Genomic DNA, 25,608 nt, shown 5'->3' with positions numbered 1-25,608 from the left:
TATTAAACTCCCAGAGATTTAATTATTATTCCCGTTCATCTTTAATGATGGAAAATCATACATTTATTACTAATCTTTGACCAATTTTCTTGGCCTAGACCGAGTATTATGAAGGCACTTTATCCACAAGTACAAGATTGATTTTTCTGAAAAATATGATCTCGTCTTCATAAAAAGACAACCACATGATTTTTATAGGGTTTATTTTTTACATCCGAATAGTGATCATAGCAAATTCGCAGCTAGATCGCGATTAAATTCTACGATCTAATTTGCTTTTCCCAAGCTTTTATTCACTTTTTATACAGAGGCTGTGGAAAACTTCTTATTTATGATGATCCTATATGATCGAGCGACAGGATCCTTTATAATTACTGTGTTAGCCGTGTAATTATGATTGACTTTTGTTGTCTTCATCTATAATATCTCGCGCTCGCAATGGCACCTGTGCCAGGATCGCGACCTGCATAGGATGTTTTAACCTTAACCGATCGGATGGAATTGTTATGAAAAGAACTTTTCAACCTAGCGTTTTAAAACGCAAACGTACACACGGTTTCCGTGCTCGTATGGCAACAGCAAATGGCCGTAAAGTATTAGCTCGTCGTCGTGCTAAAGGCCGTAAAGTTCTTTCTGCTTAATATAAGTGGAAGACTTTAGCTTCAGCAGGGAGTTACGTTTGTTAACTCCCTCGCATTACTCTCGTATATTTAATGAACCAGCTCGCGCTGCGACTCCTTTCTTTACCTTATTAGCAAAACCCAATGACCAAACAAGTCCTCGACTAGGTCTTACTGTCGCTAAAAAACGTGTTAAAAAAGCCTGCCAACGTAATCGTATTAAACGACTTGCTCGCGAAAGTTTTCGTTTAAATCAACACAAAATCGATAACATTGATATTGTGCTTATGGTTAAAAGTGGCATTGATGAGCAGTCAAACGAAGAGTTAACAAAACAATTAAATAAATTGTGGCGAAAAATTAACGAACGCTGCAAGCCGGGTGCACCAAAACCACCCCCTTTCAAAAAACGCCCTAATAAATCAGCAAAATCTAATAAACAAGCCTGATATCAATAGAATTACGGGCATAATTAAGGTATCTTTAGCTCACCTTTTAATCATGCATTTAAAATTCTATCTTGGGAATTTAAATTCATGGTATTCCATTGACTAAATTAACGCAGGGGCAGACACACCATGAGGTTACTTAAACCACTTGTTGCTATTCCAAAGCGCTGTTTAGTCATGCTAATTCGTGGCTATCAAAATTGGATAAGCCCGCTATTAGGTCCACATTGCCGCTTTAATCCAAGCTGTTCTCATTATGCTATTCAAGCAATTAATTTGCATGGAAGTGTAAAAGGCAGTTGGTTAGCAGTTAAACGCATATTAAAATGTCACCCTTTACATGCAGGTGGGGATGATCCCGTTCCTGCAAAAAATCATATTAACCACCAACACGAGAAATAAGAGCTGTTATGGAATCGCAACGCACGTTTTTATTAATCGGCTTGATGCTTGTGTCGTTTTTATTATTCCAAGAGTGGAATAACGACTACAATGCACCAAAAGCTGATCCAAGTGCCACAACACAAACACTAGGCGCAACAACATCAGAGTCAGATGACTTTATTCCAGCATCATCTGACGGTGAAGTTCCTGTTGCTACAACAGCAAAGCGCTCAGTTATTGATGTAACAACTGATGTCTTCACTGTAAAAATTGACACCCGCGGTGGTGACATTATTGAAGCAGACTTACTTCAATACGAAGAGACAAAAGGCAGTGATACACCTTTTATGCTACTTGGTGAGTTTGACGGTAATCAATACTTCTCACAAAGTGGCTTAATTGGTTTAAACGGCCCAGATGCAACTGTTGCTGGTCGCCCTGTTTATAAAACCACACAAAAATCGTTCACCTTAAATGGCGATGAGCTTCGTGTACCACTCGAGTTTACCGACAGCAAAGGTGTGACATTTACCAAAACTTATATCTTCAAGAAAGGCGACTACGCTGTAGATTTAGAGTACACGGTAAATAACGTAACAGCGGATCCGATTCAAGTGCAGCTTTACACGCAAGTGAAGCGTACAGTACAAGATAAAGGTAGCTTAGTTGATCAAAACTACTTAGGGGCTGCATACGGTACTGAAGAAGAGCCTTACGAAAAATACAGCTTCTCTGATATGGCCGACAAAAACCTAAATGTTACGACGGCTGGTGGTTATATTGCGTTTATTCAACACTACTTTGTAAGTGCATGGGTTCCACAGCAAGACCAACAAAATACGCTATACAGCAAATTAGTGGCTGGTAATGCTGCCATCATTGGTACTAAAGGTGAAGCTGTTAACGTACAAGCTGGCACACAAACAACCCTGGCTTCGACTTACTATATGGGCCCGAAAGAGTCTGATGTACTTGAAGCAATTCACCCAGACTTAGACCTTACGGTTGATTACGGCTGGTTATGGTTCATCTCGCAACCATTATTCGTGCTACTTAAATGGTTGCACAGTATCCTAGGTAACTGGGGTCTAGCTATCATCGCTATTACTGTCATTGTTAAATCTGCAATGTACCCACTGACAAAAGCACAATACACGTCAATGGCGAAAATGCGCGCATTACAACCTAAAATGGCCGCACTAAAAGAGAAATTTGGCGATGATCGTCAAAAATTCGGTCAAGCTATGATGGAAATGTACCGCAAAGAGAAAGTAAACCCGATGGGTGGCTGCTTACCGCTTTTACTACAAATGCCAATCTTCTTAGCACTATTCTACGTATTCTTAGAATCAACAGAATTGCGCCATGCTGAGTTTGTATTATGGTTAACTGACTTATCAGCGAAAGACCCATACTACGTATTACCAATTTTATTTGGTGCAAGTATGTTCATCACACAAAAGCTGCAACCGATGACGGTTCAAGATCCAATGCAGCAAAAAATGATGACGTTTATGCCGGTAATCTTCTCTGTATTCTTCTTATGGTTCCCATCTGGCCTTGTACTTTACTGGTTAGTATCGAACCTTATCTCTATCGCGCAGATGCTTATCATCTACCGTGGAATGGAGAAAAAAGGCATTAAAGTAAGAGGCTAAAACCCTTACGCACAAAAAAGGCGACTTAGGTCGCCTTTTTTAATGCCCAGTTATTTTTAACCGAGTACAGGTGCATAAAGCTGCTTTGGCACGCTACGTTCACTAACGCTAACGCTTGTTATTACCACAGAGCCTATAACCAAGCCTATGGCTATATAACCTGATACACCTAACCAGCTAGAAACGGTTGCTTTGCGTTTAACTCTCAGCCAGCTCATGTAAATTCCAACACCACTAACACCGCTCATCAAGCTACCAAAAATAGCCCAAATAAACTTTGTGCCTAGACCTGCAAAGTTTCCAAAATGCAGTGGATCAGCGGTGTCTTTTATACGTGGAACAAACGGCAAGTCTTGCCCTTTTTGAATGCCTAACACGGCCCCTGTGCTTGCATTTATATAGACGCGATTAGCGCGTAGGCGTAGTAAAATATCGTTATTATAGCCACGAACTTCGATAGGCTGTGCTGCTTTTTGTCCGTAACCAATATAACGAATATCTAAACTAGGAAAAGCCTGTTGTGCTGCTTCGTATGCGGCCGTTAAAGATATTGGCATCATATTACTTGTCGACGCGCTTTGTTTTAGCGCAATAACCTTTGTAGGTTCTGCAACATAATGATCTACTTTGGCTGTTTGCAATCCATGCTCTATCAGATACCAAAGACCCGTTACCGCCATAACAGCAATAAACCACGTACTCCAAAGTCCTACAAGCTTATGCCAGTCTGCCCAACCATTGCGTTTATGCAATAAAAGTGGGGCTGGCTTTTTAAGAAAGCCTTGCCACCAGCGTCGGTAAACAAAAAAGCTCGAGACCAGTAATATAAGTACTAAGATACTTAAGCTTGTCACAATCAACTTACCAGTCCAGCCCATGGATAAATTCATATGCCAGTTACGTAAAAACCGCGATATTCGTGCCCACTCTCCTTCTCCTAATACTTCTCCTGAGGCAGCATCAAGATAAACAAACCGAAATGTATCATTAATTTTTAGCGCAACTTCTGTGGCTAAATAATCTTGCTTATGACGATGGATATACAGTACTTGTGCATTGGGATAATGCTTATTAAGACTGGATTCTATCGCGGGATAGTTAGTCATGGGTGAAGAGCTTAAAGCACGATATTTACTTCCAGTCAGGTACTCTATCTCGTGACTAAGGGTTGCTAACGTACCGGACACACAAATAACAAAAAGCAGGACCCCAACAACGAGTCCTGCCCACGAATGTAAGTTAAACCACTGCTTAGCGCTCACACGCCACCATTAAAAGCTGTATTTAGCACTTAAATAAACACGGCGTGGCTCACCGGGAAAATGCCCCGTACGTTCAATAAAGCCACTGCTTGCATATTCTTTATCAAACACATTTTTAACTGATAGCTGCCATTGCCAGTTATTTAAGGTCGTTTGCCATGCCATATTGTAGATAGTGTAAGGTTGAACACGTTGTCCGCCCAAGCTAAGCTGCTCATCAACATAGTCTAAACCTGCAGAAATAGATGACGATACGCGAGGTAGTTCATAGCGTGTCCAAATACCCAGGGTATTTTGCGGCGCATTGGCAAACTTATCACTGTTAGGAATTTGATTACGTATGCTGTCATTGGCTTTAGTGATACGGGTATCATTATAGGCATAACTTGCTGTCACAACCCAACGCTCGGTAATATCACCAACCACTTCGAGTTCAAACCCTTTACTTTGCACTTCGCCGACGGCCACTAAATCATCAACCCCATCGCCTGCAACATCACCCAACAAACTGGGTTGCAGAATATTTTTGCGCACAATGTCATAAGCGGCCATATTTACAGCTAAGCTATCATCAACAAGCTTCGTTCTTAAGCCCACCTCATTTATACGACTTGTTTCAGGAGCAAAAGGTCCGCCCTTGGCTGTTTCTTGATCGCTGGCACTTTGTGGTACAAAACCAGTACCATATAAGGCGTAAGGAAAGAAAGTATCATTAATATTGTAACTGGTGCCGACACGATAAGTGACATCGCTATCAGAAAACTCGGTCTGATTTAACTCATCTTTGTCTTCAAAGCGATCGTATCTTAACCCCGCGGTTATGCTCCAGTTGGCAGTGACATCAAGTTGGTCTTGCACATAAGCACCAAAGCGTGTGCTATGAGTACTGCCAAGTCTGGGTGTAATAGCATTGAGATCATAATCATCGCGAGACGTTAAACCATACTCGGGATCTTGAAGGTCAAGCCCAGGGACAGGCCCTCCTTTACTTTGTTGCGTAGCTGTGCGGTAAACACTTTCGAAATCATGCTCATACCAATCACTACCAAATAAGACTTGGTGTTGCATATTAACAAATATAAACTCAGCTACCGCATTAGCGGTTAAGCTAAACCCTGTATTTTCACGAAGTTGATCACGAAATTCGCGGTGACTCCAATCAACAATGCCATCGCCATTGGTATCCACAAGCCCTCTCGGCTCATGGTAATTTTGCACTTCTTTATTATCAAAATAACGTGCTGTAATATCCGTACGCCATACATCATTAATGTCGTGTTTTAAAATAGCTTGATAAACATGCGCCTCAACATTTTGGAAATCAGTCGCTTCATTATGATTCCAGCTAATATCCGTAATAAAATGCCCATTATCATCAGCAGGCACCCCACGAAGGCGTGCTCCTCCTAATTCTTGCTCTATATACGTATATTGCGTTGTAAGCTCTGTTGCGCTGCTTATCAGCCAAGTATAACCAAGATCAACAATCGTATTATCACTGCTGGTATTAGCGCGAAATGGCTTTTCTGAATCACGATACAAACCAACACGATAAGCATGATTATCTAATGAGTCACTCAAGGGCCCTGTACTTTCTAATGCGCCACTAATAAAGTCATCATTACCAAGCTCAACTTCAATACTGTGCTTTTCAGTAAAGGTTGGCTTCTTGGTTACATAATTAATAATACCACCTGGATTACCGCTACCGTATATAGCACCCGCAGGCCCTTTTAACACCGCAACTTGTTCAATATTAAATAATTGTGGAACAGCAAAGCCGTTGAATGGATCGCCTTTGACACCATCATATAAAATTTCATCTTGGCGAAAACCACGAAATGTTACACCTGAATAACTAAAACCATTTACACCGGCAATATTACTGTATAAATCGGTAATCTGTCGGGCAGCCTGATCGTTAATCAGCTCCTGTGGCAAAATTTGAATAGACTGTGGGATCTTTTCAATCGGCGTATTAGTGCGGGTCCCGAAGCTTGACTCGGTTGGTCGATATAAAGAAAAAGCACGCCCTATTACATCGATTTTTTCGATTTCATTTTGATCTGACGTTTGTTGATTCTCAGCAACTGAAAAACCAGAAAAACTCGCGAGAACAGCTAATAATAAAGGAGAATAGCGCATATATTTTTAAATTATAAAGTAAGATGCAAATACCTTAATGAATATAATTATCATTTGCAATTAGTGTTTATTATTTATTAATGTTGAATAAAGTAAAACTAATAGCAACGACTAAGTTGGTATTTTTATACACCGCTATTCGCATGAAATTAAGCCATAGGTTACAATACAAACCAGCATCATTTTCAATATTGGCAATACTAAAAGCATGATTAATCAAGATACAATTGCAGCGCAAGCGACCGCACCCGGACGAGGTGGCGTTGGTATTATTCGCGTTTCTGGCAGCTTAGCCAAAACGGTAGCAGAGCATATTATTGGTCGCTGTCCTAAAACACGTTACGCAGACTATGTGCCTTTTAAGAGCTTAGACGGCGCACAGCTAGATCAAGGTATTGCCCTTTTCTTCCAAGGACCAAATTCTTTTACCGGTGAAGATGTACTTGAACTACAAGGACATGGCGGTCCTGTTGTACTCGATATGCTATTAAAAGAAATTAGCCATATTGAAGGTGTACGGTTAGCAAAACCAGGGGAATTCTCAGAACGTGCATTCATGAATGACAAGCTTGATTTAACACAAGCCGAAGCAATTGCCGACCTCATTAACGCAACCAGTGAGCAAGCTGCAAAAAGCGCCCTGCAATCTCTTCAAGGTGAGTTCTCAAAACACATAGAGATGCTGGTGGAAAAAGTCATTCATTTACGTATGTATGTTGAAGCAGCCATAGATTTTCCAGATGAAGAAATCGATTTTCTGACAGATGGAAAAGTAGCAAATGATCTCGATGCCATCATTCAACAACTTGATAATGTCACGCAACAAGCAAAGCAAGGGACGATAATGCGCGAAGGTATGCGTGTAGTCATTGCAGGTCGACCGAATGCGGGTAAATCTAGTTTATTAAATGCGTTAGCGGGTCGTGATGCAGCCATTGTTACCGACATAGCCGGCACCACACGAGACGTACTGCGAGAACATATTCATATAGATGGTATGCCGCTTCACATTATCGACACAGCCGGCCTTCGAGAAAGTCCAGACAAGGTAGAGCAAATTGGTATTGAACGCGCCTGGGAAGAAATTAATCAAGCCGATCGCGTGTTATTTATGTTAGACGGCACCGACACCGACGCCACAGATCCACATGCTATCTGGCCAGAGTTTATGTCTAAGTTACCACAAGGGATGGGCGTCACGGTGATCCGAAATAAAGCCGATATTTCGGGTGAAAATGTCGGTATGGATGAACATGATCAATACCCTGTCATTCGATTAAGCGCCAAAAATGCTGAAGGTATAGAGTTAGTTCGTACTCACTTAAAAGCATGTATCGGTTTCCAAGGCGCAACCGAAGGTGGCTTTATGGCCCGTCGTCGTCATCTCGATGCACTACACCATGCAGCGCATCATCTGCATACAGGTAAAGAGCAACTTGAACAGCATATTGCCGGTGAAATATTAGCTGAAGAGTTACGCTTAACTCAGCAGTTCCTAAATGAAATTACGGGTGAATTCACGTCTGATGATTTACTCGGCAAAATATTTAGCTCGTTCTGTATCGGTAAATAAACGTCGGTCATCATTATTAGAAAAGAGTCGCAAGACTCTTTTTTTGTTCATAAACTGCACTTTCATTAACAGGTTCAGTGCCGAATACAGCCAGCAATAAATCTTATACTCATTAATCTATTGATGTCATTTATAGGAGGACATCATGGATAAATATCACATTTTTCATCAATTACATCAGCAACAAACAGGCTTTGTATTACCTAATGCATGGGATCTAAGCTCAGCGCAATTTATTCAAGCCTCAGGAGCAAAAGCCCTTGCAACAACAAGTTGGGGAATTGCCGCAAGTTATGGCTTACAAGATGGTGAGAAGATCCCATTTAGTTACCTACTATCGCTGGTCAAAACACTCATCAATCACCTCACTATCCCTTTATCTGTAGACATTGAGTCAGGCTATAGTAACGACGCACAGGTCATTAGCCAGCATGTACTTAGCTTAGCCAAGTTAGGAGTTGTAGGTATAAATATAGAAGACTCTGACAAAGTAACATCACAGTTAAGATCGCTTGATCAACAGTGCACTATTATAGAGAAAATAAAGCAAACTCTGGATGAAAATGGCTTCGAAAAGCTCTTTATTAATGCCAGAACCGACACATATTTAATAGAAAAAAATCCCTATGAGCTGACATTAGCACGAGTAAAAGCCTATGAAAATGCAGGAGCAGATGGTGTGTTTGTACCTGGACTTTGCAAAATTGAACAGATAAAAATGCTGGTTAACGCACTTAATATTCCAATAAATGTGATGGCAATGGCAGATTTTAACTGCCCAAAAATAGCATTTGCTGCTGGGGTTAAACGATTTTCTTTGGGGAATTCTCTATATGATCTTGTTGGTGAAACGCTAAAAAAACACTTAACACAGCTTGGAAATAACGAGCCACCAGCCATAAAGCTGATCTAAAATACAATTTAGATCGGCGATTGGTAAAAATGTTATCCACATTTGGCCTGTTTTTAGATCTAAACAGCTAAACGATCCCTATTTATCACTGTCATTTTTGTTATTCAGAGTAAATATGGCAGTTTTTTAGAGGTTTTTACCTTTAAAAACTAATTTTTTCGTTTTTTTCGATCGAATTTACCGATCGAAAAATACAATTCGATCGTTATCAACAAGCGATCTATCCACAAAACGATCTCATCAAATACCTCTCCCCGATCTGAGCGATTCTTTCAATTCAGATATTTAAAGATCAATCACTTAGCAAAGTTATGCACGTCGAGAAAATAGCCTTGATCAGAACTTTCCCCAAATTTACTAACAGCTTGATCAACGACTTTAAATTCGCGAAATAAATTAAAATTATTATAAATCATAAAGTTAAAACAAAATAAAATTTAAAGAGTGATTTTTGAGCATAAAAACTTATTCAGATCGTAATTCAACACTTTACTCACACTACAAGTTCGTTATTATGTGCCCACTTAACTCATTACACGATCAACGACATGCAATCAGTAAATATCATTGTGGGTAGTCAAATGGGATCTGCCGAATATGTTGCAGAGCAGCTCGCTGAAGCCCTTGAACAACAAGGGATTCAAGTAAAGCTTCATGAACAACCCGTTTTCAATGATATCGATAAACAAGACACTATCTGGCTATTATGTACATCGACTTATGGTGCCGGTGATTACCCTGAAAACTTACTTCCTTTTATAGAATCAGTTAACCAACAAATTGATTTAAAAGGATTAAAGTACAGTGTTATTGGTTTAGGTGACACCAGTTACGACACATATAACTATGCAGGCCGTCATATTGATGATTTATTTATAAGTAAAGGCGCAAGCCGCGTAGCAGAACGTTTAGAGCTAAATATATTAGATGAACAACTGCCAGAAGATACGGCCCTAGCCTGGCTACCCAGCTGGATCAAGTCTGTGGGTCTTTAAAGTATAGAGTGGCAAGATCTATTAAAAAAGTTACCCACAATTTACTGATAATTTAGATCAGATTGTGGATAAACACTGATTTACCTGCGTTTTTAACCTAGTTTATCCATTGGATAAGATCCATTCGATATTGCCCTGTGTATAAATAGGTCTTTTGATCAGAGCTTGTTAGCGGTTAGATCCGATCATATTAACACCTTTGGATCTGACTTAAGATCATGTTTTAAATATAGAACTAAACATTATCAACAGAAAACCGCTTCAGTAGTAGTAAGAGTAATAAAAGATCTCTTTAAAAGATCCTTTATATTATTAGAGATCACCCACTTAGATCTTGAGCACTGTTTAATCATTTATCTTCTCTAAATTTCTAGGTAGAATACGCTCCCTTTACAAAGTTTTGCTGGTCGATTAAGTAGGATCCATAAATGATTTTTCACGAAAGTTTTGATGTTATTGTTGTCGGTGGTGGACATGCAGGTACTGAAGCCGCATTAGCCTCTGCTCGCATGGGTATGAATACCCTATTGCTAACACATAATATGGATACCCTTGGTCAAATGTCATGCAATCCAGCTATTGGGGGCATTGGCAAAGGTCATTTGGTTAAAGAAATTGATGCACTCGGTGGTGCAATGGCACAAGCCATTGATAAAGGCGGTATTCAATTCCGTACTTTAAATTCATCAAAAGGCCCTGCGGTTAGAGCAACTCGTGCACAAGCTGATCGTGCTTTGTATAAAGCAGCTATTCAACATACTTTACAACACCAAGAAAACTTAAAGATCTTCCAGCAATCATGTGATGATCTTATTGTTGAAGGTGAACGTGTACTCGGTGTTGTTACCCAAATGGGACTTCGCTTCAGCGCCCCTACTGTTGTGCTTACAGTGGGCACTTTCTTAGGTGGCCAGATCCACATCGGTTTAGAAAACTTTAAAGGGGGTCGCGCAGGTGATCCACCATCAATTGCACTGGCACAACGTTTACGTGAATTACCTTTTAGAGTCGATCGTTTAAAAACGGGGACACCTCCACGTATTGATGCGCGTACTGTTGATTTCAGTAAAATGCAAGAACAGCCAGGTGATACACCAACACCCGTGTTTTCATTTATGGGCAAGCAATCGGATCATCCACAGCAGATCCCGTGTTATATCACTTATACGAATGAAAAAACGCATGACGTGATCCGTAATAACTTACATCGTTCACCTATGTATTCAGGTGTTATTGAAGGTATTGGCCCACGTTACTGCCCTTCTATTGAAGATAAGATTGTTCGTTTTGCTGATAAAGACAAACACCAAATTTTTGTTGAACCTGAAGGTTTAACATCATACGAATTATACCCAAATGGTATTTCTACCAGTTTACCGTTTGATGTTCAGCTTGAAATTGTGCAATCAATTACTGGCTTTGAGAATGCACATATTTGTCGTCCTGGTTACGCAATTGAATATGACTTCTTTGACCCTCGTGATTTGAAACAATCATTAGAAACTAAATTTATCAACGGGTTATTCTTTGCTGGCCAAATTAATGGCACCACGGGCTATGAAGAAGCGGGTGCTCAAGGGTTAATTGCTGGTATGAACGCCGCATTGCAAGTACAAGGTAAAGAGCCTTGGACTCCGCGTCGTGATGAAGCATACACAGGGGTATTAATTGACGATTTAGCGACGCTAGGTACAAAAGAACCTTACCGTATGTTTACCAGCCGTGCAGAATACCGATTATTACTTCGCGAAGATAATGCTGATATTCGTTTAACTGCAAAAGGCCGTGAATTAGGCTTGGTTGATGATGCTCGTTGGGCTGCATTTAATGAAAAAATGGAGATTATCGAGAAAGAATCGCAACGCCTAAAAGAAACGTGGATCCATAAGGATCATGTTGCGGTTGATCAAGTAAACGCATTATTAAAAACGCCACTGACACGTGAAGCGAGTTTAGAGGATCTGATCCGTCGCCCTGAAATTCGTTATAACGATTTAATGGCCATTGAAGGATTAGGATCTGAATTTAATAACCAAGCTGCGCTTGAGCAAGTTGAGATCCATACAAAATACGCAGGCTACATTGCTCGTCAGCAAGATGAGATCAATAAACAATTGCGTCATGAGCAAACTGTATTACCAAAAGACTTTGATTACTCAACGGTTTCTGGTTTATCAAATGAAGTTGTTGCTAAATTAACAGATAGTCGTCCAGACACAATTGGTCAAGCGTCACGTATTTCAGGTATCACCCCTGCTGCTATTTCGCTATTATTAGTGTATCTGAAAAAGCAAGGCTTACTACGTAAGACTGCGTAGTTGGTAAGGAATACAGTGTTACAACAACAATTAACGTCACTGTTAGCGCAAACTGATATTGCGCTAACAGAAAAACAACAGCAGCAACTCGTTCAGTATGTTGAATTATTAGACAAGTGGAATAAAGCGTACAATTTAACATCGGTGCGCTTACCTGAAGAGATGATGATTAAGCATATTATGGATAGCTTAGTGGTTGCGCCACACCTAAAAGGCAAACATTACATTGATGTTGGCACCGGTCCGGGTTTACCGGGTATCGTATTAGCCATTGCTTTACCTGACACACAATTTATTTTGTTAGATAGTTTAGGTAAGCGAGTACGCTTTTTGATGCAGGTAAAACACGCACTGGGTCTTGAAAATGTAACCCCAGTACAGTCTAGAGTTGAAGAATATCAACCAAGTGTTAAATTAGATGGTGTATTAAGTCGTGCATTCGCCTCTTTGCAAGATATGGTTGACTGGTGTTCGCACTTGATTGATCATTCGGGTAAATTTATCGCCTTAAAAGGTGTATTTCCGAGCGACGAACTTGACTCATTACCAGCGGGTATAAAGTTTGACGAAAAAATTAGCTTGGAAGTACCTGAGTTAGATGCGCAAAGGCATTTAATTATTCTATCTAAAGACTAGGGATCAGAGCACTGTGGCAAAAGTCATCGCATTAGCAAACCAAAAAGGGGGGGTTGGTAAAACAACCACCGCTGTAAATCTTGCGGCTTCTATGGCCGCGACAAAGCGTAAAGTGTTATTAATCGATCTTGACCCACAAGGGAACGCGACCATGGGCAGCGGTGTCGATAAATACGGTGACGTTGCAACTATTTATGACTTATTGATAGAAGAAACCCCAATCGAAGAAGTAATCAATAAAGAAACGTCAGGTGAATATCATTTAATTGCAGCTAATGGCGATGTCACAGCAGCTGAAGTTAAATTGATGGAATTATTTGCCCGTGAAGTGCGTTTACGTAATGCCCTTGAAAAAGTGCAAGACCAATACGACTTCATTTTTATTGACTGCCCACCTTCACTGAATATGCTAACGGTTAATGCGATGGCAGCAGCTGATTCTATTTTAGTGCCTATGCAATGTGAGTATTATGCCCTTGAAGGTTTAACTGCATTAATGGACACCATTACTCAGCTGTCGAAGTTGGTCAATCCGGCGTTAACAATTGAAGGTATTTTACGCACCATGTATGATCCGCGTAATCGCCTTGCAAATGACGTATCTGAACAATTAAAACAACATTTTGGCGATAAAGTTTATCGTACCGTTATCCCACGTAATGTCCGTTTAGCAGAAGCGCCGAGCTTTGGTGCCCCTGCCATGTATTATGACCGCGCATCAAGTGGTGCAAAAGCATACTTAGCCCTTGCCGGTGAAATGTTACGTAGAAAAGAGAAAACATCTTCAGCAGTAGCCTAACTTTGAGGTAAAAAAATAACATGTCTGCTAAAAAACGCGGTTTAGGCCGAGGACTCGACGCTTTATTAAGTTCATCAAAACCTGCCCCAAGTGCAGATAATCAGCAACAAAATGCAGTAACAACAGAGCCTGTATCAGATGCTGTGGCAGAGCAAAATAAAGGTGAACTGCAAAAATTAGCGATTGAGTTTTTACAGTCAGGTAAATATCAACCACGTAAAGACATGTCTGAAGAAGCATTGGAAGAGCTTGCAAGCTCGATTCGTGCGCAAGGCATAATTCAACCTATTGTTGTGCGCCCTATTGGTGCAAATAAATACGAAATTATTGCTGGTGAACGTCGTTGGCGTGCTGCTCAATTAGCTAAATTAGATAGCGTACCTTGTATTATCAAAGACGTACCTGATGAAGCGGCTGTTGCTATTGCACTTATTGAAAATATTCAACGCGAAGATTTAAATGCAATGGAAGAAGCCATTGCACTTAATCGTTTATTGAATGAGTTTGAGCTTACTCATCAGCAAGTGGCCGAAGCTGTTGGTAAATCTCGTACCACAGTGACTAATTTACTACGCCTAAATAATCTTAACGAAGATGTTAAAATACTGTTAGAGCATGGCGACATTGAAATGGGTCATGCACGTTGTTTGTTAGCACTTGAAGGTGAAGCGCAGTCAGATGCGGCGCGATTAGCTGTCGCAAAAGCGTTAACTGTGCGTGAAACTGAAAAGCTTGTTCGTTCAATTTTAGAACCAGCACCTCAAAAAGAAGTGCTCGAAAAAGATCCAGATGTCAAACAGTTAGAGCAAAAACTTGCCGAGAACTTAGGGGCTAAAGTAGAAATTAACTACAACAAAAAAGGCAAAGGCAAGCTGGTTATTTCGTACACAAGCTTTGATGAGTTAGATGGCATTTTAAGCCGTATAAATTAAGACTATTCCCGTCATTAATTAATAACATGTCCAAAAAGAGACATTTGTGGTGTTTTTGCGCTACAAAGGGTCGACTCAAGTTGCAAAACTGGTAGGAATCAGTATAATTTCGCCAGTTTTCATACCCTGACAATATGAACGTTCTTAAGGTTAATAAAACGTGACTAATAGGTTAGCAAAGCCATATAGGCTTGCCGCATTTAAATTAATTTGTCTTCAGGGTATCGTAGCGATAATCGCTGCAGTAATTGTTTTTGTAGGTTGGGGAGTCAATGCCGGCCAGTCAGCGCTTGCTGGCGGAGCTGTTGCACTACTCCCTAATTTTGTATTTGTCGTTTATGCATTCAGATATATGGGTGCAAGTCGGACAAATCAAGTGTATGCCTCGCTAAAGCGCGGCAACGGATTAAAATTTATGCTAACAATTGTGTTGTTTGCACTGATACTGAAGTCTTACACGGTCGTTTTATTACCGTTTTTTTGTGTGTATGTATTGGTGTTATTTAGCGGATTGTTCGCACCCGTTTTTTTTAATCATTAACTTTTGGGATATAACATGGCTGCAGAAGAAGTAACTCTATCAAGCCATATTCAGCACCACTTAACCAATGCTAAGATGTGCTCGACCGACGCTGGTCTAGCCTTCAATAAAGCTTGTGCGGACAGTGGCTTCTGGACATGGAACATAGATACCCTCGCATGGTCAATCGGTTTAGGTCTTGTATTTTTATGGATCTTCCGTAGTGCCGCTAAAAAAGCAAATACCGGTGTACCTGGTAAATTTCAATGCTTCATTGAAATGATCGTTGAATTCGTTGGCGACAACGTACGCGATACTTACCACGGCAAAAGTAGTTTAATTGCTCCATTAGCTCTAACGATTTTCGTTTGGGTGTTCTTAATGAACTTAATGGACTTGATCCCGGTTGATTTCCTACCTGCATTCGCTGGCTTCGTTGGTGAGCAAGCATTTGGTATGGACTCTCACGACGTATACATGAAAATTGTACCGACAACAGACATCAATATGACTGCTGCGTTAGCAATCGGTGTATTTATTCTGATGATCGGTTACGCAATTAAAATCAAAGGGATTGGCGGTTTCTTAGCGGAACTAACACTGCACCCATTTAGCTCTAAAAACAAGCTGATGATGGTGTTCTTAATCCCATGTAACTTATTACTAGAAACAATCGCTTTAGTTGCTAAGCCGTTCTCGTTAGCACTGCGTTTATTCGGTAACTTATATGCTGGTGAGTTGATTTTCATCTTGATCGGCGCTGTTGGTTTAATGCAACTACCGTTGCACTTTATTTGGGCCGCATTCCACATCTTAGTAATCGTGCTACAAGCATTCGTATTTATGATGCTTACAATCGTTTACCTAAGCATGGCAAGCTCAGATAATCACTAATTTTTACACTTTTAAAATTTAATTTTAATTTACAATTGAAACTTTGGAGAAAAAAATGGAACTAGTATTAGGTCTTAAGTATATCGCTGTTGCTCTACTTATCGGCTTCGGTGCAATCGGTACTGCTATCGGCTTCGGTAACATGGGTGGTAAATTCCTAGAAGCATGTGCGCGTCAACCAGAGCTTGCACCTTCACTACAAGTTAAGATGTTCATCCTTGCTGGTCTAATCGATGCCGTAGCTATGATCGGTGTTGGTATCGCAATGGTATTGTTGTTCGTACTTTAATATTATTTTTTGAACAGCTTACTATTTTAAGGAGGAGCGGTCGTGAACTTAACAGCCACTCTTATCGGTGAATTAATTGCATTTACGGTATTCGTACTTTTCTGTATGAAATACGTATGGCCACCACTAAATGGTGCAATTGAAGCTCGCCAGAAGAAAATCGAAGATGGTTTAGCTGCCTCTGATAGAGCCGAAAAAGACTTAGAACTTGCGCAAAAGAAAGCTGCTGAGCAGCTTAAAGAGGCAAAAGCTCAAGCGGCTGATATCATTGAACAAGCTAAAAAGCGTGCCACGCTTATCGTTGACGAAGAAACTGTTCGTGGTCAACAAGAGCGTGAAAAAATTATTGCTCAAGGGCACTCTGAAATCGAAGCAGAGCGTAACCGTGTAACAGAAGAGCTACGTAAGAAAGTAGCAACTCTGGCCGTGGTTGGTGCTGAGAAGATTCTAGAGCGCGAAATCAATCAAGCCGCACACAGTGACATCGTTGAAAAACTTGTCGCTGAGCTGTAATTAGGAGGGTATGAGCATGTCTGAATTGGCTACTATCGCTCGCCCATACGCTAAAGCGGCTTTTGAACTTGCTGTTGAAAAAGGCACTGTTGAAAGTTGGAACGACATGCTGTTCTTTGCTGGCCAAGTTGCCAGCAACGAGCAAGCCGCTGCTGCGCTAGCTGGATTGCCTACTGCTACTGAAAAAGCAGGTCTTTTTATTAAGATCTGTGCAGAGCAGCTCAACGAACAAGGCCAAAACCTAGTTAAGGTAATGGCTGAAAATGGTCGTTTAGTTGCACTGCCTGCTGTTGCAGAGCTATTCGCTGAATTAAAAGCGGATTACGATAAAGAAACCGACGTAGACGTGGTTTCTGCAACACCGCTTTCTGCTGAGCAGCAAGCAACATTGGTAGCGGCACTTGAAAAACGTTTCGCACGCAAAGTTAAGCTGAATTGTAGTGAAGACGCTACAGTTGTTGGCGGCCTTATTATTAAGGCGGGTGACACTGTAATTGACGGCTCAGTACGCGGCAAGTTAGCCCGCTTAGCTACATCACTACAATCGTAATTGGGAAAAAGAGCATGCAACTTAATTCCACTGAAATTTCAGATCTGATCAAACAACGTATTGAGCAGTTCGAAGTTGTAAGTGAAGCTCGTAACGAAGGTACTATCGTATCTGTTACTGACGGTATCATCCGCATCCACGGTCTAGCTGACTGTATGCAAGGTGAGATGGTTGAGCTTCCTGGCAACCGTTATGCTATCGCACTAAACCTTGAGCGTGACTCAGTAGGTGCAGTAGTTATGGGTCCATACGCAGACCTTAAAGAAGGCGTAAAAGTTAAATCAACTGGTCGTATTTTAGAAGTTCCTGTTGGTCGTGGTCTACTTGGTCGTGTTGTTAACACTCTAGGTGCCCCTATCGATGGTAAAGGCGCTTTAGATAACGACGGTTTTGAACCTGTTGAGAAAATCGCACCAGGCGTAATCGAGCGCCAATCAGTAGATGAGCCAGTTCAAACTGGTTATAAATCTATCGATGCGATGATCCCAGTTGGTCGTGGTCAGCGTGAGCTTGTAATCGGTGACCGCCAAACAGGTAAAACTGCGTTAGCTATCGATGCAATCATCAACCAAAAGAACACAGGCGTTAAGTGTGTGTACGTAGCGGTTGGTCAAAAAGCATCTACAATTGCTAACGTAGTACGTAAATTAGAAGAGCACGGTGCACTTGAAAACACAATTATTGTGGTTGCATCGGCTTCTGAATCTGCGGCACTTCAGTACCTAGCACCATTTGCTGGTTGTACTATGGGTGAATACTTCCGTGACCGTGGTGAAGACGCATTAATCGTATATGATGATTTATCTAAGCAAGCAGTTGCTTACCGTCAAATCTCATTGCTACTTAAGCGTCCACCAGGCCGTGAAGCATACCCAGGTGACGTATTCTACCTTCACTCTCGTCTTCTAGAGCGTGCATCACGTGTAAACGCTGATTACGTTGAGAAGTTCACTAATGGTGAAGTGAAAGGTAAAACAGGTTCACTGACGGCATTGCCAATCATTGAAACTCAAGGCGGCGACGTTTCTGCGTTCGTACCGACAAACGTTATCTCTATCACCGATGGTCAGATTTTCTTAGAAACTGACTTATTCAACTCAGGTATCCGTCCAGCTGTTAACGCTGGTATCTCGGTATCGCGTGTTGGTGGTGCAGCGCAAACTAAAATCGTTAAGAAACTAGGTGGTGGTATCCGTCTAGCGTTAGCTCAGTACCGTGAATTAGCTGCGTTCTCGCAGTTCGCGTCTGACCTTGACGATGCAACACGCTCTCAATTAGAGCATGGTGAGCGCGTAACAGAGCTAATGAAGCAGAAACAGTACGCACCAATGTCTGTTGCTGAAATGTCTCTGTCGCTATTCGCAGCTGAAAAAGGCTACCTAAAAGACATCGAAATCGCGAAAATCGGTGACTTTGAAGCGGGCTTAATTTCTTATGCAAACAGCACATACGCAGAGCTAATGGCTCAAATCAATGAAACTGGTAACTACAACGCTGAGATTGAAGCGCAACTTAAAGAACTTCTAGAGAAGTTCAAGTCGACGCAAACTTGGTAATTTAGTTATGAATGGTGAGCTTTAGGCAACTAAAGCCCACCTGATTCGGAGAGAGAGTCATGGCCAGCGGAAAAGAGATTAAAAGCAAGATCGGGAGTATCAAGAATACTCAAAAGATCACCAGCGCAATGGAAATGGTTGCTGCGTCTAAAATGAAAAAGGCGCAAGAACGTGTGGCATCAAGCCGTCCATACGCTGAAAACTTACGCAAAGTGATTGGTCGTGTTGCTCAAGCAAATCTTGATTTTACTCACCCTTTTTTAGAAGAGCGTGAAGTAAAACGAGTTGGTTATATTGTTATCTCTACTGACCGTGGTCTATGTGGTGGCTTGAACTCTAACGAGTTCAAAAAAGTTGCCCTAGACGTGAAAGCGTGGAAAGAAAAAGGCGTTGATGCTGAATTTACTACTTTAGGTAGCAAAGCAGCAGGCTTTTTCCAACGCTTCGGCGGTAAGTTAGTCGCTAAAAAGGCGAACTTAGGAGATACACCTTCATTACAAGACGTTATTGGTCCTGTAAAAACGATGCTAGATGCATACTCTGAAGGCAAAATTGACCGCTTATACGTCGTATTTAACAAGTTCGTTAATACGATGAAGCAAGAGCCAACAATCGATCAGTTACTCCCTTTGCCAAAAGCTGAAGAAGAAGTATCTCAACATTCTTGGGATTACTTATATGAGCCAAACCCAGAAGCTATTTTAGAAGCTCTGTTAGTACGCTTTATTGAGTCTCAAGTATACCAAGGTGTAGTTGAGAACGCTGCCTCTGAACAGGCTGCCCGTATGGTTGCAATGAAAGCTGCAACTGATAATGCTGGCGACCTTATGGATGAGTTACAGCTTGTTTATAACAAGGCTCGTCAAGCTGCAATCACACAAGAAATCAGTGAGATTGTTGGCGGCTCGGCAGCAGTTTAACGCTTCGGCAAAGTTTAATGAGAGGAATAGACATGAGTTTAGGTAAGGTCGTCCAAATTATCGGCGCCGTTGTGGATATCGAATTTCCACAAGACAACGTGCCAGCCGTATATGACGCACTAAAAGTAACAGATGGCGACTTAGCGGGTTTAACTTTAGAAGTTCAACAACAGCTAGGTGGCGGTGTGGTACGTGGTATCGCACTTGGTACTACTGACGGTTTACGTCGTGGTACATCAGTAGAAGGTACAGGTCAGCCAATCCACGTTCCAGTAGGTACGAAGACACTAGGTCGTATCATGGACGTACTTGGTAACCCTATTGATGAAGCTGGTCCAATTGGTGAAGAAGAGCGTATGTCTATTCACCGTGCAGCGCCTTCTTATGAAGAACAATCAAGTTCAGTTGAACTTTTAGAGACGGGTATCAAGGTAATCGACCTTGTATGTCCATTCGCTAAAGGTGGTAAAGTTGGTCTATTCGGTGGTGCCGGTGTAGGTAAAACCGTAAACATGATGGAACTTATCCGTAACATCGCAATCGAGCACAGCGGCTACTCAGTATTCGCAGGTGTTGGTGAGCGTACACGTGAGGGTAATGACTTCTACCATGAGATGAACGACTCAAACGTACTAGATAAAGTATCACTAGTATACGGTCAAATGAATGAGCCACCGGGTAACCGTTTACGCGTAGCGTTAACAGGTCTTACGATGGCAGAGAAGTTCCGTGACGAAGGTCGTGACGTACTTTTCTTCGTTGATAACATCTACCGTTATACACTAGCGGGTACAGAGGTATCAGCACTTCTAGGTCGTATGCCATCAGCGGTAGGTTACCAGCCTACACTTGCTGAAGAAATGGGTGTACTTCAAGAGCGTATCGCATCAACTAAGACGGGTTCAATCACATCAATCCAAGCGGTATACGTACCTGCGGATGACTTAACTGACCCATCTCCAGCAACAACGTTTGCTCACTTAGATGCAACAGTAGTACTTTCTCGTGATATCGCGTCACTTGGTATCTACCCTGCGGTAGACCCACTTGATTCATCTTCACGTCAACTTGACCCATTAGTAATTGGTCAAGAGCACTACGATACAGCGCGTGGCGTTCAAACAGTTCTTCAACGTTATAAAGAACTGAAAGACATCATCGCAATCCTAGGTATGGACGAGCTTTCTGACGAAGATAAGCAAGTTGTATCTCGTGCACGTAAAATCCAGCGTTTCTTATCTCAGCCGTTCTTCGTTGCTGAGGTATTTACAGGCGCGCCTGGTAAATACGTGTCACTTAAAGACACAATTGCTGGCTTCAAAGGTATCTTAAACGGTGAGTTTGATGATATGCCAGAGCAAGCGTTCTACATGGTTGGCTCTATTGAAGAAGCTCAAGAAAAAGCCAAAAGCATGTAATTAGGAGGGTAGTATGGCGGCTATGACTGTACATCTTGACGTAGTAAGCGCAGAAGAGAGCTTGTTCTCTGGTCTGGTTGAATCGATTCAAGTAAGTGGTAGTGAAGGTGACCTTGGTGTTAACTATGGCCACGCTCCATTATTAACTGCCCTAAAACCTGGTATGGTACGTTTAGTTAAGCAATTTGGTTACGAAGACGTGATGTATGTTGCTGGCGGTACGCTAGAAGTTCAACCTGATCGTATTACGATTCTTGCTGATACAGCAGTACGTGGTGAAGATCTGGACGAGCAAGCGGCTGAAAAAGCGAAACGTGATGCTGAAGAGCAAATGGCGAATACGTCAACTGCTGAGTTAGATTATCAACAAGCTGCAGTGCAACTTGCTGAAGCAATCGCTCAACTTCGCGTAATTCAACAATTACGCAAAAAGTAAGCCTACTCGGTTTTGTAAAAGCCCACTTAATGTGGGCTTTTTTGTGCCTGTAATTTACTCAACATTTATGTAATATCAATCCGCAATAATACTGAATCATTTTGAGTGATTAAGTATTATTATAGACCACTTAATTAAGCACAATGGTATAAGCAAACTCGTTTAAAGCGCCCTATTCTTCGTTTAGTACTTATATCCTTCATCAAAGCCCGTTACAATGTGGTGTATTAAATGTGAATAAGTATTTCATCTAAGGTTCAGTCCTCTTTATTAGGATTGAGTATTTGCACATGACGTGACTTACCTAACCAAGGTTGACTTACTTATTACACTCATTAACAGCTCAACTAAAACAAAGAAAGAAGGATATTGTTTTAATGTCTCTGACAACCGTTATTCTCGCTGCGGGTAAAGGTACTCGTATGCGTTCAGCACTTCCAAAGGTGCTTCATAAAGTGGCTGGAAAGCCGATGGTGCAACATGTAATTGATAATGCCACGGCCTTAGGCGCACGTGAGACCAACTTAGTTTATGGCCACGGTCGCGATCAATTACAAGCCGCCCTTTCTCATAATCAAGTAAATTGGGTGCTACAAGAAGAACAACTTGGTACTGGCCATGCTGTCGCGGTCGCTAAAGAGCATATCGCTGATGATGATACCGTGTTGATTTTATACGGTGATGTTCCCCTTACAAAACGTGCGACGTTAGAAAAGTTACTTGCTGTTACGCCTAAAAACGGACTTGCAGTATTAACAGTAACATTAGACGACCCATCTGGTTATGGGCGTATGCTGCGTGAAAATGGCAAATTAGTCGGTATTATTGAGCAAAAAGATGCGACCGCTGAGCAATTAGCGATTAAAGAAATCAACACTGGCATTATGGCTGCCAATGGTGAATTACTGAAACGTTGGTTAAGTAACCTATCGAATAACAATGCTCAAGGTGAATACTACCTAACAGATATTGTTGCCATGGCTCACAGTGAAGGCGTTGAAATCACCTCTGCACAACCTGAGCATCCAATGGAAGTTGAAGGCGCAAACAACCGTGTACAACTAGCGGCACTTGAGCGTGCTTATCAAGCATGGCAAGCCGAGGAGCTGATGTTAAACGGTGCCACCCTTGCCGACCCAGCACGCATTGATGTACGCGGTGAAGTAACAACGGGTGAAGATGTACTTATTGATGTTAATGTTATTTTTGAAGGTAAAGTAACACTGGGTAATAATGTACAAATAGGTCCTAATTGCGTACTTAAAGACTGCACCATTGGTGATAACGTTATTATTAAAGCCAATTCATTAGTCGAAGAAGCAACTGTTGCGACTAAATGTACTTTAGGTCCATTTGCACGACTGCGTCCTGGTGCCATTATGGAAGAAGATTCTCACATTGGTAATTTTGTCGAAATGAAAAAGACCCGCTTAGGTAAGGGCTCAAAAGCAAACCACCTTACTTATTTAGGTGATGCTGAAATCGGCGAAAAGGTAAATATTGGTGCGGGTACCATTACCTGTAACTACGACGGTGTAAATAAATCAAAAACCATCATCGGTGATAACGCCTTTATTGGTTCAAACTCATCGCTTGTCGCTCCTGTGAATATTGGTTCAACAGCAACAATTGGTGCGGGCTCTGTGATCACTAATACTGTTGAAGATGAACAACTGGCGGTAGCGCGTGGTAAACAGCGTAATCTCAGTGGTTGGAAGCGCCCTGTTAAAAAACAGTAAGCTGCATTATACCTAATTGAAAAAGGCGAGTTCACACTCGCTTTTTTTATGCCCGGATTTTGTCCACATAAAAATGCCATATTGTTGTCATGCCTGTGTGTTGTTATGTAGTAAATACAACACAAAGGAAAAATAATAATGTTAAAAAGATCAATGCTTGCTCTGTCACTGTTGTCTATTCTTACGGGTTGCTCATTAGAGGGAGATGATGGAAAAAATGGTTTACAAGGTGAGCAAGGTCCCGCAGGGCAAGATGGTGTTAATGGCACTAATGCACATTCAGCTTTAAATATTCATCTTATTGGCCGTGCAGTATTAAATGCACAAAGCCCAGAAGGTGCCGCAGAGATTGTGGCCTATCAAGCGGCTAAAAAAAGAATTTTTGCAATTAATAGTTCGGGTGATTCTGCTGTGGTTAATATCATTCCGGCTGATAGCTTTGACAGAGCTGCGCTCGTAAAGGATAACGAAGGCGTTGTAAACGGCACTAATTTGGCCTCTGCAATTACCGTGTCTCTTAATGAGCACAGTGCGGGTGATGCAAACAGTATCGCCATCGATGAAAATAACGAATTACTTGCTGTAGCTATGGCTGCAAAAACAACGGGTGATGCAGGGCTTATCGCATTTTATGATATTAGTGGCGACGAGCCTCAGTTTATTAAGAATGTATCTGTAGGCGCCCTGCCCGACATGGTTACCTTTAGCCATGATGGTAATAAAGTACTGGTTGCAAACGAAGGCGAACCGAATGGGGATTACAGTATTGATCCTGAAGGCTCAATTAGCATCATTAACATCAATGATGGCGTGATTGCTGACACTGCTATTAGCATCACCTTCGCAGCCTATAACGATAAACAAGCAGAGCTTGAAGAATTAGGGATTGTTTTTGCTAATCCGACAGGTCGTACAATCAACGGCAAGCTAATTAATACAACCGTAGCTATGGATTTAGAGCCTGAGTACATCAGCATCTCTAAAGACAATAAGTTTGCCTACGTTTCACTACAAGAAAATAATGCCCTGGCTATCGTTAATTTGGAAAATAATAGCTTAGAGCTAAAAGGGTTAGGCTTCAAAGACTGGTCTAATTTACTCATTGATGCATCAGATAAAGATGGAGGGGTGAACTTTAAATCATACCCAGGCTTATATGGTATGTATCAACCCGATACTATCGCTAGTTTCAGCTGGAAAGGTGCAAATTTCATCGTTACAGCTAACGAAGGCGATGCACGAGAATACTTCTTTGACACAGCCGACGAAGCTGATTGTATAGCAAAAGGTGGTCTTGACTATGATGAAGATGATGGCTGCTTATCTTATATAGATGAAACCAGAGCTAAAGACTTAACGCTGGCAAGCAATTTTGATTACCTGAACAACGACAACACTGATATTGGCCGCCTAAAAGTGACCACAGTTAAAGGTGATGAAGATAACGATGGTGAATACGAGTCACTCTATGCATACGGAGCCCGCTCATTTTCTATTTGGGATAGTAATGGCATGGTGGTTTTTGATTCTGGTGACCAAATTTCACGTATTACCGCATCAGTTCACGGCGAAGCATTTAACAATAATGAAGATGAAAATGCCGGTGATACCCGCTCAGATGACAAAGGGGCTGAACCAGAAGCATTAGCACTGGGTACTATTGGCGAGCGTACATTTGCATTTATTGGTTTAGAGCGTATGGGTGGCATTATGGTGTTTGATATAACAAATCCATACAATGTGACATTCCAAGATTACTTTTTTAACCGTGGCTTAGAAGCCAGTACAGAAATAACCGGTGATCTTGCCCCTGAGGGGATGGCATTTATACCTGCAGAACAAAGTGCAACGAATGAAGCATTACTTGTCGTAGGTAATGAAATCTCGGGCTCAATCGCTGTGTGGGAAATTTCCACTAAGTAATCCAACTAGTAAAATAAAAGCGATAGACTGATTTTAAAGTATATCGCTTTTTCATTTGCCCTTTAATGAACATAAAAGTGACTGATTTTTGAGCTGAAACACTCCTGCAGCCCTTTATTTGTATGGTTATTGTACAAAATTGAAATTAATTAAATAAAACTGAAAT

24 protein-coding genes are annotated in these 25,608 nt (G+C 41.4%); 22 read left to right on the top strand and 2 right to left on the bottom strand.

Annotated features, from left to right (window positions below; translation table 11 throughout):
* The first annotated feature begins 506 nt into the window (after window positions 1-506).
* From rpmH to yidC, 4 genes are all read left to right on the top strand, one after another.
* Window positions 507-641 carry a 50S ribosomal protein L34 gene (gene rpmH / locus GZH31_RS16350; RefSeq protein ID WP_008488847.1) on the top strand — a complete coding sequence of 45 codons (135 nt, stop codon included), beginning with the start codon at window positions 507-509 and terminating at the stop codon, window positions 639-641.
* 5 nt (window positions 642-646) lie between these two features.
* A complete protein-coding gene (gene rnpA, locus GZH31_RS16345; RefSeq protein WP_036973690.1) occupies window positions 647-1,069 on the top strand; it encodes a ribonuclease P protein component in 423 nt (140 codons plus the stop codon).
* 129 nt (window positions 1,070-1,198) lie between these two features.
* Window positions 1,199-1,471: a membrane protein insertion efficiency factor YidD gene (gene yidD / locus GZH31_RS16340; protein ID WP_036973693.1), complete on the top strand. Its 273-nt coding sequence runs from the start codon at window positions 1,199-1,201 to the stop codon at window positions 1,469-1,471.
* 8 nt (window positions 1,472-1,479) lie between these two features.
* Window positions 1,480-3,111 (top strand): membrane protein insertase YidC, encoded by a 1,632-nt coding sequence (yidC, locus tag GZH31_RS16335; RefSeq protein WP_036973695.1) that lies wholly within the window; start codon window positions 1,480-1,482, stop codon window positions 3,109-3,111.
* Between the two features lie 56 nt (window positions 3,112-3,167).
* Here yidC and GZH31_RS16330 read toward each other — a convergent pair whose 3' ends face one another.
* Both GZH31_RS16330 and GZH31_RS16325 read right to left on the bottom strand, forming a co-directional pair.
* Window positions 3,168-4,373 (bottom strand): PepSY domain-containing protein, encoded by a 1,206-nt coding sequence (locus GZH31_RS16330; protein ID WP_036973697.1) that lies wholly within the window; start codon window positions 4,371-4,373, stop codon window positions 3,168-3,170.
* Window positions 4,374-4,382: 9 nt separating this feature from the next.
* The gene (locus tag GZH31_RS16325; RefSeq protein WP_074989746.1) at window positions 4,383-6,518 is read right to left on the bottom strand and encodes a TonB-dependent siderophore receptor; all 2,136 of its coding nucleotides are present in this window, start codon (window positions 6,516-6,518) and stop codon (window positions 4,383-4,385) included.
* 208 nt (window positions 6,519-6,726) lie between these two features.
* On the opposite strand from GZH31_RS16325, the gene mnmE reads away from it, so the two are divergent.
* From mnmE to GZH31_RS16235, 18 genes are all read left to right on the top strand, one after another.
* Window positions 6,727-8,091: a tRNA uridine-5-carboxymethylaminomethyl(34) synthesis GTPase MnmE gene (gene mnmE, locus GZH31_RS16320; RefSeq protein ID WP_065978282.1), complete on the top strand. Its 1,365-nt coding sequence runs from the start codon at window positions 6,727-6,729 to the stop codon at window positions 8,089-8,091.
* A gap of 145 nt (window positions 8,092-8,236) precedes the next feature.
* Window positions 8,237-9,004: an isocitrate lyase/phosphoenolpyruvate mutase family protein gene (locus GZH31_RS16315; RefSeq protein WP_180311260.1), complete on the top strand. Its 768-nt coding sequence runs from the start codon at window positions 8,237-8,239 to the stop codon at window positions 9,002-9,004.
* Between the two features lie 548 nt (window positions 9,005-9,552).
* Window positions 9,553-9,999: an FMN-binding protein MioC gene (mioC, locus tag GZH31_RS16310; RefSeq protein WP_180311259.1), complete on the top strand. Its 447-nt coding sequence runs from the start codon at window positions 9,553-9,555 to the stop codon at window positions 9,997-9,999.
* Between the two features lie 428 nt (window positions 10,000-10,427).
* The gene (gene mnmG, locus GZH31_RS16305; RefSeq protein ID WP_065978285.1) at window positions 10,428-12,317 is read left to right on the top strand and encodes a tRNA uridine-5-carboxymethylaminomethyl(34) synthesis enzyme MnmG; all 1,890 of its coding nucleotides are present in this window, start codon (window positions 10,428-10,430) and stop codon (window positions 12,315-12,317) included.
* 15 nt (window positions 12,318-12,332) lie between these two features.
* Window positions 12,333-12,953, top strand: a complete 621-nt coding sequence (gene rsmG, locus GZH31_RS16300) for a 16S rRNA (guanine(527)-N(7))-methyltransferase RsmG (RefSeq protein WP_036973708.1) — start codon at window positions 12,333-12,335, stop codon at window positions 12,951-12,953.
* Window positions 12,954-12,966: 13 nt separating this feature from the next.
* Window positions 12,967-13,752, top strand: coding sequence for a ParA family protein (locus GZH31_RS16295; RefSeq protein ID WP_036973709.1), 786 nt, complete (start codon window positions 12,967-12,969; stop codon window positions 13,750-13,752).
* Window positions 13,753-13,772: 20 nt separating this feature from the next.
* A complete protein-coding gene (locus GZH31_RS16290; RefSeq protein WP_036973710.1) occupies window positions 13,773-14,684 on the top strand; it encodes a ParB/RepB/Spo0J family partition protein in 912 nt (303 codons plus the stop codon).
* Between the two features lie 160 nt (window positions 14,685-14,844).
* A complete protein-coding gene (locus GZH31_RS16285; RefSeq protein WP_036973711.1) occupies window positions 14,845-15,225 on the top strand; it encodes an ATP synthase subunit I in 381 nt (126 codons plus the stop codon).
* 15 nt (window positions 15,226-15,240) lie between these two features.
* Complete coding sequence (atpB, locus tag GZH31_RS16280) at window positions 15,241-16,098, top strand: F0F1 ATP synthase subunit A (protein ID WP_036973712.1); 858 nt, start codon at window positions 15,241-15,243, stop codon at window positions 16,096-16,098.
* A 55-nt stretch (window positions 16,099-16,153) separates the two neighbouring features.
* Complete coding sequence (gene atpE / locus GZH31_RS16275; RefSeq protein WP_004335261.1) at window positions 16,154-16,387, top strand: F0F1 ATP synthase subunit C; 234 nt, start codon at window positions 16,154-16,156, stop codon at window positions 16,385-16,387.
* A gap of 42 nt (window positions 16,388-16,429) precedes the next feature.
* Entirely contained in the window at window positions 16,430-16,900 is a 471-nt protein-coding gene (atpF, locus tag GZH31_RS16270) for a F0F1 ATP synthase subunit B (protein WP_036973713.1), read from the top strand.
* Between the two features lie 16 nt (window positions 16,901-16,916).
* A complete protein-coding gene (gene atpH / locus GZH31_RS16265; protein ID WP_036973714.1) occupies window positions 16,917-17,450 on the top strand; it encodes a F0F1 ATP synthase subunit delta in 534 nt (177 codons plus the stop codon).
* Between the two features lie 14 nt (window positions 17,451-17,464).
* Entirely contained in the window at window positions 17,465-19,006 is a 1,542-nt protein-coding gene (atpA, locus tag GZH31_RS16260) for a F0F1 ATP synthase subunit alpha (RefSeq protein ID WP_036973715.1), read from the top strand.
* A gap of 59 nt (window positions 19,007-19,065) precedes the next feature.
* Window positions 19,066-19,926 (top strand): F0F1 ATP synthase subunit gamma, encoded by an 861-nt coding sequence (gene atpG, locus GZH31_RS16255; RefSeq protein WP_036973716.1) that lies wholly within the window; start codon window positions 19,066-19,068, stop codon window positions 19,924-19,926.
* Window positions 19,927-19,958: 32 nt separating this feature from the next.
* Entirely contained in the window at window positions 19,959-21,344 is a 1,386-nt protein-coding gene (atpD, locus tag GZH31_RS16250; RefSeq protein WP_036973717.1) for a F0F1 ATP synthase subunit beta, read from the top strand.
* A 13-nt stretch (window positions 21,345-21,357) separates the two neighbouring features.
* Window positions 21,358-21,780: a F0F1 ATP synthase subunit epsilon gene (locus tag GZH31_RS16245; RefSeq protein WP_180311258.1), complete on the top strand. Its 423-nt coding sequence runs from the start codon at window positions 21,358-21,360 to the stop codon at window positions 21,778-21,780.
* 377 nt (window positions 21,781-22,157) lie between these two features.
* Window positions 22,158-23,519 carry a bifunctional UDP-N-acetylglucosamine diphosphorylase/glucosamine-1-phosphate N-acetyltransferase GlmU gene (gene glmU / locus GZH31_RS16240; protein WP_065978286.1) on the top strand — a complete coding sequence of 454 codons (1,362 nt, stop codon included), beginning with the start codon at window positions 22,158-22,160 and terminating at the stop codon, window positions 23,517-23,519.
* Between the two features lie 138 nt (window positions 23,520-23,657).
* Complete coding sequence (locus GZH31_RS16235) at window positions 23,658-25,442, top strand: choice-of-anchor I family protein (RefSeq protein ID WP_180311257.1); 1,785 nt, start codon at window positions 23,658-23,660, stop codon at window positions 25,440-25,442.
* Window positions 25,443-25,608 lie beyond the last annotated feature (166 nt).

Origin of the sequence: Pseudoalteromonas sp. JSTW (assembly GCF_013423925.1) — a bacterium.
In the GTDB taxonomy this organism is placed as follows: domain Bacteria; phylum Pseudomonadota; class Gammaproteobacteria; order Enterobacterales; family Alteromonadaceae; genus Pseudoalteromonas; species Pseudoalteromonas lipolytica.
Note: the sequence above shows the minus strand (reverse complement) of the source record. Positions and strands in the feature narration are given on the sequence as shown.

Excerpts from the sequence above, each read along its gene's own strand:
- mioC (WP_180311259.1), top strand. The coding sequence starts at position 9,553 with ATGCAATCAGTAAATATCATTGTGGGTAGTCAAATGGGATCTGCCGAA.
- GZH31_RS16290 (WP_036973710.1), top strand. The coding sequence starts at position 13,773 with ATGTCTGCTAAAAAACGCGGTTTAGGCCGAGGACTCGACGCTTTATTA.
- atpE (WP_004335261.1), top strand. The coding sequence starts at position 16,154 with ATGGAACTAGTATTAGGTCTTAAGTATATCGCTGTTGCTCTACTTATC.
- GZH31_RS16235 (WP_180311257.1), top strand. The coding sequence starts at position 23,658 with ATGTTAAAAAGATCAATGCTTGCTCTGTCACTGTTGTCTATTCTTACG.
- GZH31_RS16325 (WP_074989746.1), bottom strand. The coding sequence starts at position 6,518 with ATGCGCTATTCTCCTTTATTATTAGCTGTTCTCGCGAGTTTTTCTGGT.
- atpA (WP_036973715.1), top strand. The coding sequence starts at position 17,465 with ATGCAACTTAATTCCACTGAAATTTCAGATCTGATCAAACAACGTATT.
- rpmH (WP_008488847.1), top strand. The coding sequence starts at position 507 with ATGAAAAGAACTTTTCAACCTAGCGTTTTAAAACGCAAACGTACACAC.
- yidC (WP_036973695.1), top strand. The coding sequence starts at position 1,480 with ATGGAATCGCAACGCACGTTTTTATTAATCGGCTTGATGCTTGTGTCG.
- GZH31_RS16245 (WP_180311258.1), top strand. The coding sequence starts at position 21,358 with ATGGCGGCTATGACTGTACATCTTGACGTAGTAAGCGCAGAAGAGAGC.
- atpH (WP_036973714.1), top strand. The coding sequence starts at position 16,917 with ATGTCTGAATTGGCTACTATCGCTCGCCCATACGCTAAAGCGGCTTTT.
- GZH31_RS16315 (WP_180311260.1), top strand. The coding sequence starts at position 8,237 with ATGGATAAATATCACATTTTTCATCAATTACATCAGCAACAAACAGGC.
- atpD (WP_036973717.1), top strand. The coding sequence starts at position 19,959 with ATGAGTTTAGGTAAGGTCGTCCAAATTATCGGCGCCGTTGTGGATATC.
- mnmG (WP_065978285.1), top strand. The coding sequence starts at position 10,428 with ATGATTTTTCACGAAAGTTTTGATGTTATTGTTGTCGGTGGTGGACAT.
- yidD (WP_036973693.1), top strand. The coding sequence starts at position 1,199 with ATGAGGTTACTTAAACCACTTGTTGCTATTCCAAAGCGCTGTTTAGTC.
- mnmE (WP_065978282.1), top strand. The coding sequence starts at position 6,727 with ATGATTAATCAAGATACAATTGCAGCGCAAGCGACCGCACCCGGACGA.
- glmU (WP_065978286.1), top strand. The coding sequence starts at position 22,158 with ATGTCTCTGACAACCGTTATTCTCGCTGCGGGTAAAGGTACTCGTATG.
- atpB (WP_036973712.1), top strand. The coding sequence starts at position 15,241 with ATGGCTGCAGAAGAAGTAACTCTATCAAGCCATATTCAGCACCACTTA.
- atpG (WP_036973716.1), top strand. The coding sequence starts at position 19,066 with ATGGCCAGCGGAAAAGAGATTAAAAGCAAGATCGGGAGTATCAAGAAT.